We start from the raw sequence: 14,608 nt of genomic DNA on the forward strand, positions 1-14,608 counted from the left end.
CGATCGATATCCCTAAATATATGGAAATATAATTTTATTAAGATAAATTTACCCAAACTGTTTTCACTTCAGTATAATTATCCAAAGCGTATGACCCCATTTCACGGCCAAACCCTGACTTTTTATATCCACCAAATGGAGATGCAGGATTTGTTGCATTGTAGCAATTAATCCAAACTGAACCGGCTTTTAATTTGTTTGCAAGTCGATGTGCTTTTGTTAAGTTCTCAGTCCAAATACCAGCTCCTAAGCCGAATTCTGAATCATTAGCTCGATGAATTATCTCTTCTTCAGAATTAAATTTAGACACTACCATAACCGGACCAAAAATTTCTTCTCTAGAAATTCTCATAGAATCATTAACATCTACAAAAATTGTAGGTTCAACGAAGCATCCTTGCTCTGATGCTTTACCTCCATATAAGATTTTCGCTCCCTCTTCTTGTCCAATTTTAATATAATTTACTACACGCTCTTTTTGTTCTAGTGAAACTAAAGATCCCATCGTCGTATTGTGAGATAATCCACTACCTAGTTTCACCTTTTCGGCACGTTCAGTTAATTTCGCAATAAAAATGTCATAAATATCTTCATGCACGTAAACTCTGGAACCTGCACTACATACTTCACCTTGGTTATACATTATGCCTGCAAATACTCCATCAGCTGCTTTCTCTAAATTTGCATCAGATAGGACAATATTCGGAGACTTACCTCCTAATTCTAATGTTACTCGCTTCATTGTATTTGCGGCTTCTTTCATAATAATTTGACCTACAGCAGTAGAACCTGTGAATGCGATTTTATTGACTAATGGATGCTTAACCAATGCATCTCCTGTAGTTTCACCGTGACCAGAAATAATATTTACTACACCCTTAGGGATTCCTGCTAATTCTACTAATCTAGCTAAATATAATACAGAAAGGGGTGTCTGTTCTGCTGATTTAAGGACAACTGTACAGCCTGTAGCTAATGCTGGAGCAATTTTCCAAGATGCCATCATTAAAGGGAAGTTCCATGGAATAATTTGACCAACTACACCAACTGGTTCATGACGTGTATAGTTTAAAAAGTTATCGCCGATCGGAATGGTTTGACCCATATTTTTAGTCGCCCAACCAGCAAAATATTTAAATTGGCCTACAGCATTTGGAATATCGTTTTCGAATAGTTCCGTAATAGGTTTCCCATTGTCTAAGCTATCAATTTCTGCTAGCTCTTGTTTATGCTCATCAATGAGTTCGCCTAATTTATAAATTAGACTTCCTCTTTCAGCTGGAGTCATAGTAGACCACGGACCATTCTCAAATGCTTCCTTAGCTGCTAAGACCGCTTTATTCACATCTTCCACACTTGCCTCATGAACCTTTGCTAATACTTCATTATTAGCTGGATTGAATGTCTCAAAAGTATCATTATTTGAAGAAGGTACAAATTCACCATTAATATACAGATACGCATCTTTCTCTAAAAATTCAGACACTTTTTGACAAATCTCAATTGTTTTATTCATAATCACACTCTCCTTTTTTGATTTATAGAGCTTTCGATAAAATAGTATAAATATCTTTTCTCGTTGCATTTCTAGGATTTGCATTCATATATAATTCATCGTTGAATGCAATATCAGTTAAGACATCAATGCTTGATTTATCAATCCCAATATCATTTAATTTCGCTGGAATCCCAACCTCTAATGTTAGTTCTTTAACACGTTTTACCCCAGCCTTAGCTGCATCCTCGACTGACATTCCCCAAGTATTTACACGTAAAGCTTGAGCAATATCTGCAAATTTCTTTGGATTAGAAATCCAGTTATATTCCAATACATACGGTAATAAAATTGCATTTACGATTCCATGAGGTGCATCAAATTGTGCACCGATAGCATGTGAAATTCCATGCACTAAGCCTAAGCCACCATTTGACATACCGATACCAGTTGAAGCGCTTGCTTGTACCATTTTATTCATAGCTGAAACATTAGTAGTATCGGCCACTGCTTCTAATATAGCTTCTCCAATTACTTTTACTGCATGAAGGTTAAGAGCATCAGTCAAAATAGACCCATTTCTAGAAACATACCCCTCAATAGCATGAGTAAGTGCGTCCATTCCTGTCGTTGAAACTAGCGAACTAGGCATTCCTAATAATAAATCGCCATCTAAAATAGCTGCTTTAGGGAATAGTGCCTCTCCAAATACCAATTTCTTTGTTTTCAATTCTTTATCATCTTCAGTAATTACAGCTGCATGACCACCTTCACTTCCTGTTCCAACTGTAGTTGGGATAGCGAAAACTGGTAACGGTTGATTTTGATAAAGGTCAAAGCCAAAGTAATCAGAAATTGATCCTCCATTTGTAAAAAGTACAGCTAATGCTTTGGCTGTATCAATAACACTTCCTCCACCTACTGCAACAATTTTCTTAATCCCTTTATCTTTATATAATTCATAGATTGCATTAGTAGCTGTAACACTAGGATTCGGTTTGACGTCATTAAAAATATGCTTTTCTGTTGAGACGCCTTCCAATGAATTAATAACTTTGTTTAAAATACCAGAAGCCTCAATTCCTTTATCAGTAACTACTAAAATATTACCGTCTTCAAACTTTTCAACAGTAGTTGAGAGAAACTTCAAACTCCCCGATCCTGTGTACACCGTCGTTTTTGACATAAATTCAGTATTATTTAATTCACCCATTTTATAGTCCTCCTTAGATTTAATAAATGTCCTGGAAATTTTTTGCTAGATTAACATAGTAATTGATTGATTTAATTAAACTCTCAATTTCAATATTTTCATTTGGCTGGTGGGCTAGTTTTTCATCCCCAGCACCATAAATTATTATTGGACAATCCAATGATTTTCCGAAGATAGATGCGTCTGTATAGTAATTGACACCAATATTTTCAATTTCTTTTGAGTTTAAATCCTTATTCAATTTTTGTGCATATTGTATGAATTTGTCTTCGCTATCATTTAAGAGAGGTCTTAAATTTTGTAAAACACTAATACTAGCTACAAAAGATGGATCGTTCGACTTTAGTTTTCTAATCACTTCTTCAATACTTTTTATCACTAACTCATTTGTCTCAGCCGTTACTGTTCTAATATCAACTGCGACTGTGCATTTATCAGGAATAACATTTGTTGCAACCCCACCGTCAATCCTATTAACACTCATTGTAGTACTTCCTAATAGCTCATCTTTTAAAGGGAATGCTAAGTTATTTAGTTCTTCTAAAATCTTTAACATATTCGAAATAGCATTAATTCCTTGTTTAGGCATTGAGCCATGTGCTGTTTTACCAAAGGTACTAATTTCAAGCCAAAGCACACCCTTATGTCCAATAAATACTTCCAAACTAGTAGGTTCCGCAATAACTATGGCACCAGGATTTTCTATAACTCCATTATCCATTAGGGTCCGTGCACCTAAACAATCTACTTCCTCACCTGCAGTTCCTAAAAATATGATGTCATGTTCTAATACGGTTCCAGATTCTTTAAGAATTAGCATAGCCTCTATGAGTGCTGCTACCCCACCTTTCATATCGCAAGTACCTCGTCCATAAATTAAGCCATTTTCTACCCTTGCTTCGAATGGATCATAATCCCATTCATCTTCCCCAATCGGTACAGTATCTAAATGACCGCTGAAGTAAAGCTTCTTCGCATTCTTATTTTTACCTCGTAAGTAAATGACTATAGTAGATCGATTTTCTAATGACTCTATAATTTTTGTTTCTAAACCAAAATCTTTTACAAATACATCTAAAAGTGAGGCAAGTTCCTTCTCATTACCAGGAGGATTTACAGTATTAATTTGTACTAAACATCTTAATAAATTCACTACTCTTTCCTTATTTACAATCTCCATATCTACAACTTCTTCATTTATAATTTTCAATCCCTCCATAACAGAAAATTCTTTATATTCTGACTTATTTGCAATTATATAGCTTCATTTGTTGTATAATTATCTAAATTAAGATTGAAATTATTGTACTTTTGAATAAAAAAGGGGGGGATTTTATGAATTGTAAGGAATTGCTTGCTCTCGGTTGTTTTGAAAATACGGAAGTTATCACAGTTTGTCCACTAGCACAAAAAATTAAAAACGTAACATTTATCGATGCTCCTGACGGCGATAAGTGGTTAAGTTCAGGCGATTTTGTACTTACTACAGGTTTTTTCGTAAATTCTAATCAAATGCAATCTTGGGAAAGTGATTTATTGGCATTTATAAAAGTATTAATTGAAAGAAAATGCTTTGGATTAGGTATTAAAATTGGAAGACATATTCCTTATATCCCAAGTGAATTAATAGAATATTGTAATAAAAAAGGCTTTCTTATTATTTCATTAAATAATGAATATCCCTGGACTGAATATTTAGGAGAAATTACAAACACTATTAATAAATTTAGAAATCAAGAAATAGAAGCATTAAACAACGTCTATAATAAATTTCATACTTATTTGAAAGAAAGAAAAAAAATAGACAGTCTAGCAGAAATTTTATATAAAATTATAGGAATTCCTTTAACAATTTATCTTAAAGGTTTGAATATCCGTATAGATTATCCTGAGAAATTTGAACATGATTTAGAATTGGATTATCTTATAACAACTGTCTTTAGTGGAATCGGCAATGAAATAGAAGAAGTCCGCTATAAAAATATTAATTTTACAATCAAATGGATTAATGAAAAAAACACTTTAGAGGGAGGAATTTTTATTTGGGGGTTATTAAATGAGGAGTCAGCAGAAGCCCCTGTTGCAATCGAACACGCAGCGCTAATAGCTAATTTACATGTAGAGCAACAAAATATTATAAAATCTATTGAACAACGCCAAATGAATGAATTTTTGTTGGATTTGATCAATGATAACTATCAAACTAAAGAGCTATTAAATAAAAAGTTGATTGATTTAGATATAACTTTACATGATCAGTATATTTTAGCACTTGTTCAAATCCAGCCTATAAATAACGCGATTACGTTGCCTTCCTATCATGAAATTCTAAGTTTCTTTAATTGGTCTAACCTATGTAAAGAAAATAATATATTAACCGGCCTAGATTTAAATAGCAAAATAATTATTTTATTACCCATAAATAACTATAGGTCCCTGTTAGATCATTTGGTATATGATATAAGTAAACATTTTCCAAAAATACGATTTTCAGTAGGTGTAAGTAGAAAATATAATTTTAATTCTTTGAAGGAATGTTATAGAGAAGCAAGGATTGCATTAAACACGATAGTCAAACAATCCGCTAACGTACAAGACTCTAGACTAATTATTGTTGAATTTTCCAACCTATATTTAGAAAGGGTTTTATACTCAGAAAACTCAGATTTAGAAATGAGATATATTTATATGGAAACACTTGATCCAATAATACAGTATGATAAAAAAAATAAATCTAACTTTCTCGATACCTTGGAACATTTTATAAAAAGTAATATGAATATAGAAGTTACAGCTCAACAATTATATTTACATAAAAACACAATTAGATATCGTATGAAGTTAATTTCAGAGTTAATGAATATAGACTTAAATAACTTAAATACAATTATGTTGTTAAAAATCGCTTTTAATTATTTACATTTGATGAAAGAATAATTTTATTTCTCCAATTTAGTAGGATTGATTCCTAAACGCTCGCCATCACGTAATTTTTCCCCTCTCTAATTTAACCTTTCTCTTGTCACCAAGCATCCCACTAAGTAGCCCACCATGATGAAATGAAAAAACTTTCATCATACGGGCTCATATATCCCAGGCATAAACTTCTCCAAAAAAAGGCATCCCGTGATTGCCGGCAGATCGTCGACAAGAGCACTCGAAGAACTGTCCAGCACCGTAATTCGCCGAAGACAACCGTTCTGGCACATTACTCACACGTCATGCCCTATGAAAATTAAAGAGAATTCTTTTTCCGCTTAATCATCAAGATTGCAGTTGGTGCTTTTCTCATTAGCAGCCCAATCGACTGGATTATTTTAGAAATTTTAGCAATTTCTTTTTTCGCTAAAATTCCATGTATATTTGACCAACTCGCATTTTGGGGAATAATTGCTTTAGCTGTTGTTGGCGTAGTCACTGCCATTGCACTACTGGGCTTTATTTTACCGATTGTAATTTCCTTATTACCTTTTATCATCCTTATTTTTTTAGCTGTATCTTTATATCGATTCTTCAATTATTCATACAACTTCAAATAAAATAACGTTCACAAATGAAAGCTTGGGCTTTTATAGCGGAATATTGTCTATGCAGCCTTTTATGCAATTTCTTTAACAGTCAGTAACAGTAACGGTTGGATAGTTTTTGGGGCATTGTAGAAGCCCTCTCTTTCACTCTAACTCTCCGTATAATATTTTCGTAAACTCTCCTGAAACATTTCTTCAAGTTGCCCTTCTTTAATTCCCAAAAGATACGCTTCTATCAATATTTGTTCCACACTCATAGAAAGTTGTTGAAGTGAAATAGTCTTTGCCTTGCTAGAATCTACACTAACGACTGCTCTAGAATGAGGTTTAATGGTAATAATACCCTTTTTCTGAAGCTCCTTGTAGCTTTTATGAACTGTATGCAGATTAAGGTTGGTTTGTGCCGCTAGCTGACGAATAGAAGGCAAATGGTCACCCTTTTTTAAATTTCCTGTCGTTATGGATAAAAGCAGCTGCTGTGTGAGTTGCTGATAATAGGGAATTTTACTTTTACGATTTACTTTTACATTCATTTGCCGAGGATTTCCTTCATATTAAAATTTCTTTTTAGCAATAAAATGATGCATGATAACCACCATGAATAGTACAAGTATTATTGTGACAACAAAATTAAAGCCATACCATGTTGCTACGTCACCTGTCATTAATATCGTAGTCGCATACAAGCTATTACTGGCTGGATTAATAACATCTAAAATTGGATGTAAGCCAGCACAAAAACGACAAATGAATAAAACACCAATACTGATTAAAGCAATAAATGGTGAGCTGTTAAAAAAGGTACTGATCATGGCAACAAATGTAATAACAAACAACAGCCAAATACAATAAAATGCTAAAGCTATTAATGCACGCGTTATCGGTACAGAGGTAAATAAATAAGATGTATAGCCAAAGGACATTGCATAGCCAATCGTAATACATAAAACAGCTAAAACATAATGAGTAAGGATTTTACTACCCAGGTAGGAGGAGATAGATACAGGCCTTGTGAGAATGAATGCCATCATTCCATTGGCTTTTTCTCCTTGAATAATACCCATCGTTGCAATGGTAAGTATGATTATACCTAATTGATCAAATTGCGAATTAAGGGTTGAGGCAAGCACTTCTTGTCCCTCTGGCTTTGTCAATGTTGGATCAATCATAATCCCTTCAATACCACCCATTGATTGTAAAATAGCAGGCAAGAAATACATCATGGTTGGCTGAGTTAGACCTAGTAGAATATATACAATGGGTAGCCAAATGACCTTATACTCCTTTGTCATTTGATTCATTTCTTTTTTACTTAATGCTATAAACGTATTCACTCCCGCTACACCACCAATTCTAAAAATATTTCTTCTAAGCTTTCTTGAACGCCAAGATTAAACTTTGTAAATATCACGTTAGAATCCAATCCGCACTGTAGTAATCGATGGGCATCCGCTTCCAACTGATTGACATATACTTTAAAGCCATCACCACAACCTTCGATTTTCTTTACATACGGTAACTGTTCAATCGTTTTTAGCCACTTAACATCTTTCTTTTGAATCATTATAAAGATAGCTGAGTCTTGATAGCGATTCAGTAACTCTAATTTTGTCGCATCTTCTATTTTGTAACCATTTTTAATGACCACAAAGCGCTCACAAACCTCCTCCGCATCGCCTAATATATGTGTAGAGAGTAATATGGTCGTTTCTTTTTTGATGTCTTTTAATAAATTCAACACCTCACGTCTACCAATTGGATCTAGTGCTGATACCGGTTCATCCATAATTATTAAAGCTGGCTTGTGTAATAAAGCTTGTGCGATGCCAAGACGCTGTTTCATACCTCCAGAAAATGTTCCGACATGAACATGCGCTTCTTTCCCTAAGCCCACCTTTTCTAAAAGAATTGGAATGTCCTTTTGTAATTGTTTTTTTGATATACCAGAAAGTGTCCCCATAAAGGATAGCGTTTCAAATGCTGTCATCCACGAGAAGAAATTAGGGTACTGTGGTAAATAACCAATTTGATTTTTCATCTTTGAAATTTTTTGTCCATCAAGCACGATGTTTCCTTCATCTGCATAGAGAATATCAGCAATGATTTGAATTAATGTGGATTTCCCTGCTCCATTTGGTCCAATAAGCCCTACACATTCATTCGTATCGATAATTAATGAAAAATTATTCACGGCCGTTTTATATTTAAATTTTTTTGTAATATTATTAATTTCTAAGCGCATGTTTATTTACATCCTTTCTACCTATTACAAAATATAGAACCGAACCAATTGTATTGAAGAACAAAATAATAATTGCCCACATTAGTATATTTTCTCTCGTTTCTCGGTGCCGATATAGATCGACAAGTGCAACAACGATAAGTAAAAAACCTAAGAATAAAAAAGGTAAAAGGATTGGTAGTATGCTTGCCCAATCCATTTGACCTAAGTCTTCAAAACCATAGTGTAATTTCATAAATTTATAGCCCCTTTCATTATCATTATCAATAATGATAACAGAAGCGTAAAAAAATTACATTACCTTTTTACTGTACACCCCCAAAAAAAACCTATAATATATTTTTTGATAATGTTCTCAATTTGAGAACATTCGAATGCTTTCCTTGATACCATCTCATTCATTTATTAGGAGGATCGGTTTATGCGCAATAAAGCAGAGGTATTAATGCACCCTGTGAGAATGAAAATTTTACAAGCTCTAATGCACAATAAAGAAGAAGGCTTAAGCACTTTGGAGATGATTTCAGTCATTAAGGATGTACCGCAAGCTACTTTATATCGACATATCCAAATTTTAGTGGACGAAAACGTCATAAAAATTGTGAAGGAGCGAAAAGTACGTTCTGTTACAGAGAAGTTCTATGCATTAAATGAAGGGGCAGCAAAACTTAGTAAGGAGGAGTGGACACAGCTCAAAACCAAGCAAAAATTAAATTACATTTCCTACTATCAATTAGCGCTACTATCTCAATATCAAAATTATTTACATTCACTTGATGAAAAAGAAAGTACCGCAGATTTAGCTACTTTTTCTTTTATTGACTTGACGTTATCAGTTGATCAATTCAAGAATTTTGATGATGAATTAAACGCTTTATTAACTAAATACTATAATATGGCCGACTCAAGTAAAGGTTCGGAGACTAAAACAATTGCTATAAATATTATTCCAAAACCTTAAGTAATATTTTACGTAAAGAAATGGAGAAGATTTATGAAAAAAGGAAAGTCACTAGAAAACACACGAAAATTCATTATGATTATTATTGGGGCAGTTATTGCTGCTTACGGGCTAGAGGCTGTATTGATTCCAAATGCTGTTATTGATGGTGGTGTAACAGGTCTCAGTATTATGGGAGCTCACCTATTTGAAATTCCATTAGGCTTACTGCTCTTTGTACTAAATATCCCATTCGTCTATATCGGTTATAAGCAGGTTGGAAAAACCTTTGCCTTAATGAGTAGTGCTGGTATCGCAGCATTATCCATTTCCACGGTTCTTTTACATGATGTCAAAACCATTTTAGGCCCGAATGATCCCTTACTAATTGTCTTATCTGGTGGTATGCTGCTTGGTGTAGGTATTGGGATAGTCTTACGTAACGGTGGCGCTTTAGATGGTTCGGAGGTTTTAGCCGTCTTACTATCACGTAAAATTCCATTTTCAGTCGGCGATATTATCTTATTTATCAACGCCTTTATTTTCTTAGGGGCAAGCTTTATCTTTGGCTTAGAGAGCGCTTTATACTCAGCGTTAACATATTATATTGCGAAAAATGTTATCGATATTATCCAGGTTGGTTTAGAGAAATCAAAAGAAGTCCGTGTAGTTAGTGCAAAATCTGAGGAGATTGGGGACGCAATCCAAGCTCGTCTCGGACGTGGTGTTACCTATACACATGGACGTGGTGGCTTCTCCAATGAACCAACTGAAATTTTAAACTGTGTCATTAACCGTATGGAAGAAAACAAGTTAGTTTCTATTATTAAAGATATCGATGAAGGTGCCTTTGTTGTGATTTCTGATGTTTCAGAAGTTCGTGGCGGTAACTTTAAGAAAAGAGATATCCATTAAAGTAAAAGTAAGTAAGACGCAACCATGTCTTACTTACTTTTTTCATTTTAAGAGAAACTATTCATACTCGTACTTTACTTCACCTCATAAACTCAACGCCCCTATGATTACGACTATTGCAGCACCAACTAATGAATATGGATAGCTATTGGTTTCAAGGCTTTATCCCCTACATTTACGATTCTATCCTTCACTTTCAAGGCTTTATCCACCATTTTGGATGTCTTATCCATCCCATTGAACGCCAATTAAAAAGCTATTCAGTAGTTTTCACGCTACTGAACAGCTCCATTTTAGGAAATAACAGTTTCCGCTATATTGGATGCATGATCTCCGATTCTTTCCAAATTACTGACGATATCTGCAAATACAATGCCTGCTGAACCTGAGCATACGCCTTCATTTAATCGCTTAATATGCAATTTACGTAAACGTCTCTCCATATTATCTATTTCATTTTCTTTTTCAACCACTTGCTGTGCTAAAGATCGATCTTGTTTGTCGAGAGATTCGATAGCCATTTTTACAGTCGCTAATGTAAAAATGAACATATCTTCTAACTCTTTCAGCGCTTGATCGCTTAAGCGGACGCGATTACTATCTTTGTATTGTAGAAGCTCGATAATATTTTCTACATGGTCACCAATTCGCTCGATATCACGAATATTGTCAAACAAAGCATGATGCAGCTGAGAATCATGGTTCGATAGAGATTGCTTTGATAGCTCTATTAAATATTCTGTAGATTGACGATCTAAGTTATTGATAGCTTCTTCCAATTGTTCGACCTTGCCTACCAATTTTGTGTCAGCTGTTTTTAAAATCGTTAACGTTTCTTCTAATCCTAGAATACTATATTCCCCCATACGCACGACTTCCATTTTTGCTTGGCCTAGTGCAATTGAAGGTGACTTAACAATTAAATTTTTATCCAAAAATTTTGGTTTATATTCGATGACTGAATCTTCACCAGGAATTAATTTTGTTACGACATATGCCCAAACGCCAATAAACGGCAGTTGAACGAGCGTATTAATGACATTAAAAGTTCCATGAGCAAAGGCTATTTGCATTTTTGGTTCTAAATTAAGCAACCCAGCAATCCATTCTACGTAGTTCGTAAATAAGCCAAGTATCAGCATAAAGATAATCGTACCCACTACGTTAAATAGTAAATGAGTGGCAGCAGCTCTTTTTGCTGCTATAGAAGCACCTAAGGCAGCTAAGATAGCAGTAATGGTTGTTCCAATATTATCACCAAACAAAACAGGTAATGCTCCGTGTAAAGAAATTAAATCTTCAGCATAAAGTCCTTGTAAAATACCAACTGTAGCAGAGGAAGATTGAACAATTAAAGTGAATATTGTACCTACTAATACACCTAAAATCGGTACATCGGACATTTGGATAGTCAAATCTATAAATGGCTGCCAATCTCGAAGAGGCTTCATCCCACCACTCATGAGCTCTAAACCAATAAATAAACCAGCAAATCCGAAAAGTACTTGTCCAATATTTTGTATGATACTTTTCTTAAAGAAAAATAAGCAAATGGCACCCACTGCCATAATGGGATATGCATATGCACCTACGTCAATCCCTATTATAAAGGCAGTAATAGTTGTACCAATATTGGCACCCATAATAACGCCGATTGCTTGGCGCAATTTCATAAGTCCAGCACTTACTAGTCCTACTGTAATAACAGTGGTTCCTGAACTGGACTGTATAAGAACCGTAACAATAATACCCACTAGTACACCCATTAATGGGTTTGTAGTAAATTTATCTAAAATATCTCGTAGACGGTCACCAGCAGCCTTCTGTAAACCATCTCCCATAAATTTAATAGCAAAAAGAAATAAGCCTAACCCTCCAAGAAATTGGAAAATCATCTCCTGTATATTGATATCCAATCTATTCAACCCTTTCCTTGTTGTCAGACTTTATTATTAATAGTTTTAAGCTTTCTGTACATATCATTTACAATGGATTAAATAAATGTTTACACTGCCTTTACAATTAGTCCAAAAAACGGACATAATCAAACAAAATTCAACAAAAAACAAACAAAAAAACATGAGAAAATCGCTGTTAAGATTTCCACATGTTTTCTTTTGACGACTGAGGAATTTTCCTTTAGGCTTGAAATAGACATAGAAGGGGGCTTTTTATGGATATTTTTATTGCCAGTAACCGTCAACTACCCATCCGTTATTATGTACAAGAAGCTGTTTGGATTCGCCGCGGTGGTAGTACCAAGCTTCCTGATTTAACATTGCCATTTTTCGTTGAAGTGGAAATTAACAGTCACTACAACCTTTCAATCATTAGAGATTATATTACTGATTTTCAAAAGCAATACAAACAGACAGAAATTCAAATATTAATTAAAAACACTGCTTTCTTAGCTGCCATGCAGGATATGCTTGCCAGCCATGAACAACCACATCATGCTATAACCATTTATCCACTTTGGACAAATTAGTTACGCCGTAAAGGGCAGTGAGATAATAAAGTACAATGTTTCGTTCTTGTATTTCGCGTGAATTGTTCCTCCGTGAAGCTCCACGATGCTTTTGGCAATCGCTAGTCCAAGCCCCGATCCCTCCGTTACATTTGTTCTTGATGGATCCTTTTTATAAAACCTTTCAAATAAACTATTAAGCTCCGCTGCTGTAAACGCATCACTTACGTTGGCCACACAAATTCGAACCTGGTCGTCTTGCTCCTCAAGTGAAACCAAAATTTTTCCATCTCCAGTGGTGTAGTTTATAGCATTGATTAATAGGTTATCAAATACCCGAACAATTTTTTCAGAATCCAGTGCCGCAAAAATACGATGCTCTGGAAAATGTTTTATAAAAAGGCGGTGTTTTTGCTCTGCCAGGGGCACTAACTCCTCCATCAGTTGATCAAGCAGCTCATTCAAACAAATTTGTTGTCGTACTAACGTATTTTTATCATTCATTAGCCTTGTATAGTCAAATAAATCATCAATTAAATTTTTCAATTGCTCAGATTTAGAAAAGGCTATCTTCAACTATTCGTCATACTGTTCTATTGTCTCATATTTCTCTTCTCTTAATAAACGCAAGTATCTCATAATAGACGTCAGAGGTGTTCTTAGGTCATGAGAAACGTTTGTAATGAGGTCATTCTTTTGCTGCTGCTCAACTTTTCTTTCCATGTCAATGCTGGTCATAATTTCTTCTGACATTTGATTAATGTTATGGGTTAATAACGCAATTTCATCCTGGCCTGGACGCTTCATGACCGTGTATGCAATGATCTCGCCATTACATAGATCAGGGACGGGTGATAAATAACGTTTCTCACCAAATAGATGGAACTCTGTCACGTCTGTTACCCATTTCTCGTTCATTTTTTTCGCTGTAAAATCGCGTTGTAATATGTTTGGGACAATTTTTCCAACGTTACCTTTATACGAACGATATTTCTTCATGCGGACTTCACACTTTATGCCAATGGCATTCAGATAGATGGACTGAATTGCGACTTTCACATCAGCGTATTTATCATGACGATTCAAACGCTTCTCTCAGTAATAATATGTACTACATGGAATATCAGCAACTTTGTTTAATTCCACTACTTCATAGATTTCCTTTAGTTCATTAATTACTTGCGCTTTGATTTGATTGGTAATTTTTCTTGCATTTAAACTAAAGTATTCAACTTTTTTAAGTACGCATTCTCCATTTCTAATTGTTTAATTCGTGCTTCTAACGCCTCAACAGATCCTTCAGCTGGTGTTGATTTCGTTGTTCTTTTTGTCTCTTTTTTCATAGATGGATGCCCCTTTTTCTTAGAAACAAGGGCATCATAACCACCAACTTCAAACTTCAACTTCCAATTCCGAATCATGCCAGAAGATGAAATATTGAATAGTGCTGCTGTGTCTCTCGAAGATGTACCTGTCTCGTTCATATAATTAAGTACATTCATTTTATAGTCAGCTGAATAGTTTGTATAGGACTTTAAGAAAGTCTCTACGCCATTTTTTTGATAACGGCGAACCCATTCGCTGACAACCTGAGCTGTCACACCGATATCTTTCGCAATTTCGATCAAAGGTTCATTTCCATTTAAATATCGTTGAACTGCTGGAATACGTTGTTCAACACTTACTTTTGCCATAAAAAAAACCCCCGTAAAAGTTAGATTGATGTCTAACTTTTACGGGGCAGTTCAATGAGACCCTGTTTTTTAAAAATTTTGTTTAATAGTGATTCATGACATTGTTTAACTATAA

General features: G+C 34.6%; 14 protein-coding genes and 1 pseudogene. 4 read left to right on the forward strand and 11 right to left on the reverse strand.

Going from position 1 to position 14,608, the window contains the following annotated elements:
* Positions 1-37: 37 nt before the first annotated feature.
* From ACP3VS_RS00050 to ACP3VS_RS00060, 3 genes are read right to left on the reverse strand one after another with little or no spacing between them, the layout of a single operon-like run.
* Positions 38-1,516 carry an aldehyde dehydrogenase family protein gene (locus ACP3VS_RS00050; RefSeq protein WP_426388271.1) on the reverse strand — a complete coding sequence of 493 codons (1,479 nt, stop codon included), beginning with the start codon at positions 1,514-1,516 and terminating at the stop codon, positions 38-40.
* A gap of 22 nt (positions 1,517-1,538) precedes the next feature.
* Positions 1,539-2,708, reverse strand: coding sequence for an iron-containing alcohol dehydrogenase (locus ACP3VS_RS00055; RefSeq protein ID WP_036215068.1), 1,170 nt, complete (start codon positions 2,706-2,708; stop codon positions 1,539-1,541).
* A 19-nt stretch (positions 2,709-2,727) separates the two neighbouring features.
* A complete protein-coding gene (locus ACP3VS_RS00060; RefSeq protein ID WP_051889626.1) occupies positions 2,728-3,927 on the reverse strand; it encodes a M20 family metallopeptidase in 1,200 nt (399 codons plus the stop codon).
* A 116-nt stretch (positions 3,928-4,043) separates the two neighbouring features.
* On the opposite strand from ACP3VS_RS00060, the gene ACP3VS_RS00065 reads away from it, so the two are divergent.
* Positions 4,044-5,645, forward strand: coding sequence for a PucR family transcriptional regulator (locus ACP3VS_RS00065; protein ID WP_416277460.1), 1,602 nt, complete (start codon positions 4,044-4,046; stop codon positions 5,643-5,645).
* Positions 5,646-5,943: 298 nt separating this feature from the next.
* On the opposite strand, the gene ACP3VS_RS00070 is transcribed toward ACP3VS_RS00065, so the two are convergent.
* The 5 genes from ACP3VS_RS00070 to ACP3VS_RS00090 all read right to left on the reverse strand — a co-directional run bounded on the left by ACP3VS_RS00070 (position 5,944) and on the right by ACP3VS_RS00090 (position 8,712).
* A complete protein-coding gene (locus tag ACP3VS_RS00070) occupies positions 5,944-6,225 on the reverse strand; it encodes a hypothetical protein (RefSeq protein WP_325881231.1) in 282 nt (93 codons plus the stop codon).
* A 159-nt stretch (positions 6,226-6,384) separates the two neighbouring features.
* On the reverse strand, positions 6,385-6,768 hold the full coding sequence (locus ACP3VS_RS00075; protein WP_012293498.1) for a GntR family transcriptional regulator: 384 nt from the start codon (positions 6,766-6,768) through the stop codon (positions 6,385-6,387).
* A 21-nt stretch (positions 6,769-6,789) separates the two neighbouring features.
* Positions 6,790-7,569, reverse strand: coding sequence for an ABC transporter permease (locus ACP3VS_RS00080; protein ID WP_426388272.1), 780 nt, complete (start codon positions 7,567-7,569; stop codon positions 6,790-6,792).
* 5 nt (positions 7,570-7,574) lie between these two features.
* A complete protein-coding gene (locus ACP3VS_RS00085; RefSeq protein ID WP_012293496.1) occupies positions 7,575-8,477 on the reverse strand; it encodes an ABC transporter ATP-binding protein in 903 nt (300 codons plus the stop codon).
* On the reverse strand, positions 8,461-8,712 hold the full coding sequence (locus tag ACP3VS_RS00090) for a PLD nuclease N-terminal domain-containing protein (RefSeq protein WP_197149358.1): 252 nt from the start codon (positions 8,710-8,712) through the stop codon (positions 8,461-8,463). Before ACP3VS_RS00090 ends, ACP3VS_RS00085 begins: the two co-directional genes overlap by 17 nt.
* A gap of 186 nt (positions 8,713-8,898) precedes the next feature.
* Here ACP3VS_RS00090 and ACP3VS_RS00095 point away from each other — a divergent pair, with 186 nt between their 5' ends.
* Entirely contained in the window at positions 8,899-9,438 is a 540-nt protein-coding gene (locus ACP3VS_RS00095) for a transcriptional regulator (protein WP_012293495.1), read from the forward strand.
* A gap of 33 nt (positions 9,439-9,471) precedes the next feature.
* Positions 9,472-10,332, forward strand: a complete 861-nt coding sequence (locus ACP3VS_RS00100; protein ID WP_012293494.1) for a YitT family protein — start codon at positions 9,472-9,474, stop codon at positions 10,330-10,332.
* Positions 10,333-10,625: 293 nt separating this feature from the next.
* Here the strand turns inward: ACP3VS_RS00100 and ACP3VS_RS00105 are convergent, their stop codons facing one another.
* Positions 10,626-12,227, reverse strand: coding sequence for a Na/Pi cotransporter family protein (locus ACP3VS_RS00105; RefSeq protein WP_012293492.1), 1,602 nt, complete (start codon positions 12,225-12,227; stop codon positions 10,626-10,628).
* 278 nt (positions 12,228-12,505) lie between these two features.
* Here ACP3VS_RS00105 and ACP3VS_RS00110 point away from each other — a divergent pair, with 278 nt between their 5' ends.
* Entirely contained in the window at positions 12,506-12,820 is a 315-nt protein-coding gene (locus tag ACP3VS_RS00110) for a hypothetical protein (RefSeq protein WP_012293491.1), read from the forward strand.
* On the opposite strand, the pseudogene ACP3VS_RS00115 reads toward ACP3VS_RS00110, so the two are convergent.
* Both ACP3VS_RS00115 and ACP3VS_RS00120 read right to left on the reverse strand, forming a co-directional pair.
* Positions 12,821-13,804: pseudogene (locus tag ACP3VS_RS00115) on the reverse strand (ATP-binding protein); the annotation flags it as partial. It lies immediately after the preceding gene.
* Between the two features lie 209 nt (positions 13,805-14,013).
* Entirely contained in the window at positions 14,014-14,493 is a 480-nt protein-coding gene (locus ACP3VS_RS00120; RefSeq protein WP_289449289.1) for a transposase, read from the reverse strand.
* Positions 14,494-14,608: the final 115 nt, after the last annotated feature.

The organism is Lysinibacillus sp. VIII_CA, from assembly GCF_049943995.1.
GTDB classification, from domain to species: domain Bacteria; phylum Bacillota; class Bacilli; order Bacillales_A; family Planococcaceae; genus Lysinibacillus; species Lysinibacillus pinottii.

Excerpts from the sequence above, each read along its gene's own strand:
- ACP3VS_RS00050 (WP_426388271.1), bottom strand. The coding sequence starts at position 1,516 with ATGAATAAAACAATTGAGATTTGTCAAAAAGTGTCTGAATTTTTAGAG.
- ACP3VS_RS00055 (WP_036215068.1), bottom strand. The coding sequence starts at position 2,708 with ATGGGTGAATTAAATAATACTGAATTTATGTCAAAAACGACGGTGTAC.
- ACP3VS_RS00060 (WP_051889626.1), bottom strand. The coding sequence starts at position 3,927 with ATGGAGGGATTGAAAATTATAAATGAAGAAGTTGTAGATATGGAGATT.
- ACP3VS_RS00065 (WP_416277460.1), top strand. The coding sequence starts at position 4,044 with ATGAATTGTAAGGAATTGCTTGCTCTCGGTTGTTTTGAAAATACGGAA.
- ACP3VS_RS00075 (WP_012293498.1), bottom strand. The coding sequence starts at position 6,768 with ATGAATGTAAAAGTAAATCGTAAAAGTAAAATTCCCTATTATCAGCAA.
- ACP3VS_RS00085 (WP_012293496.1), bottom strand. The coding sequence starts at position 8,477 with ATGCGCTTAGAAATTAATAATATTACAAAAAAATTTAAATATAAAACG.
- ACP3VS_RS00090 (WP_197149358.1), bottom strand. The coding sequence starts at position 8,712 with ATGAAATTACACTATGGTTTTGAAGACTTAGGTCAAATGGATTGGGCA.
- ACP3VS_RS00095 (WP_012293495.1), top strand. The coding sequence starts at position 8,899 with ATGCGCAATAAAGCAGAGGTATTAATGCACCCTGTGAGAATGAAAATT.
- ACP3VS_RS00100 (WP_012293494.1), top strand. The coding sequence starts at position 9,472 with ATGAAAAAAGGAAAGTCACTAGAAAACACACGAAAATTCATTATGATT.
- ACP3VS_RS00105 (WP_012293492.1), bottom strand. The coding sequence starts at position 12,227 with ATGATTTTCCAATTTCTTGGAGGGTTAGGCTTATTTCTTTTTGCTATT.
- ACP3VS_RS00110 (WP_012293491.1), top strand. The coding sequence starts at position 12,506 with ATGGATATTTTTATTGCCAGTAACCGTCAACTACCCATCCGTTATTAT.
- ACP3VS_RS00120 (WP_289449289.1), bottom strand. The coding sequence starts at position 14,493 with ATGGCAAAAGTAAGTGTTGAACAACGTATTCCAGCAGTTCAACGATAT.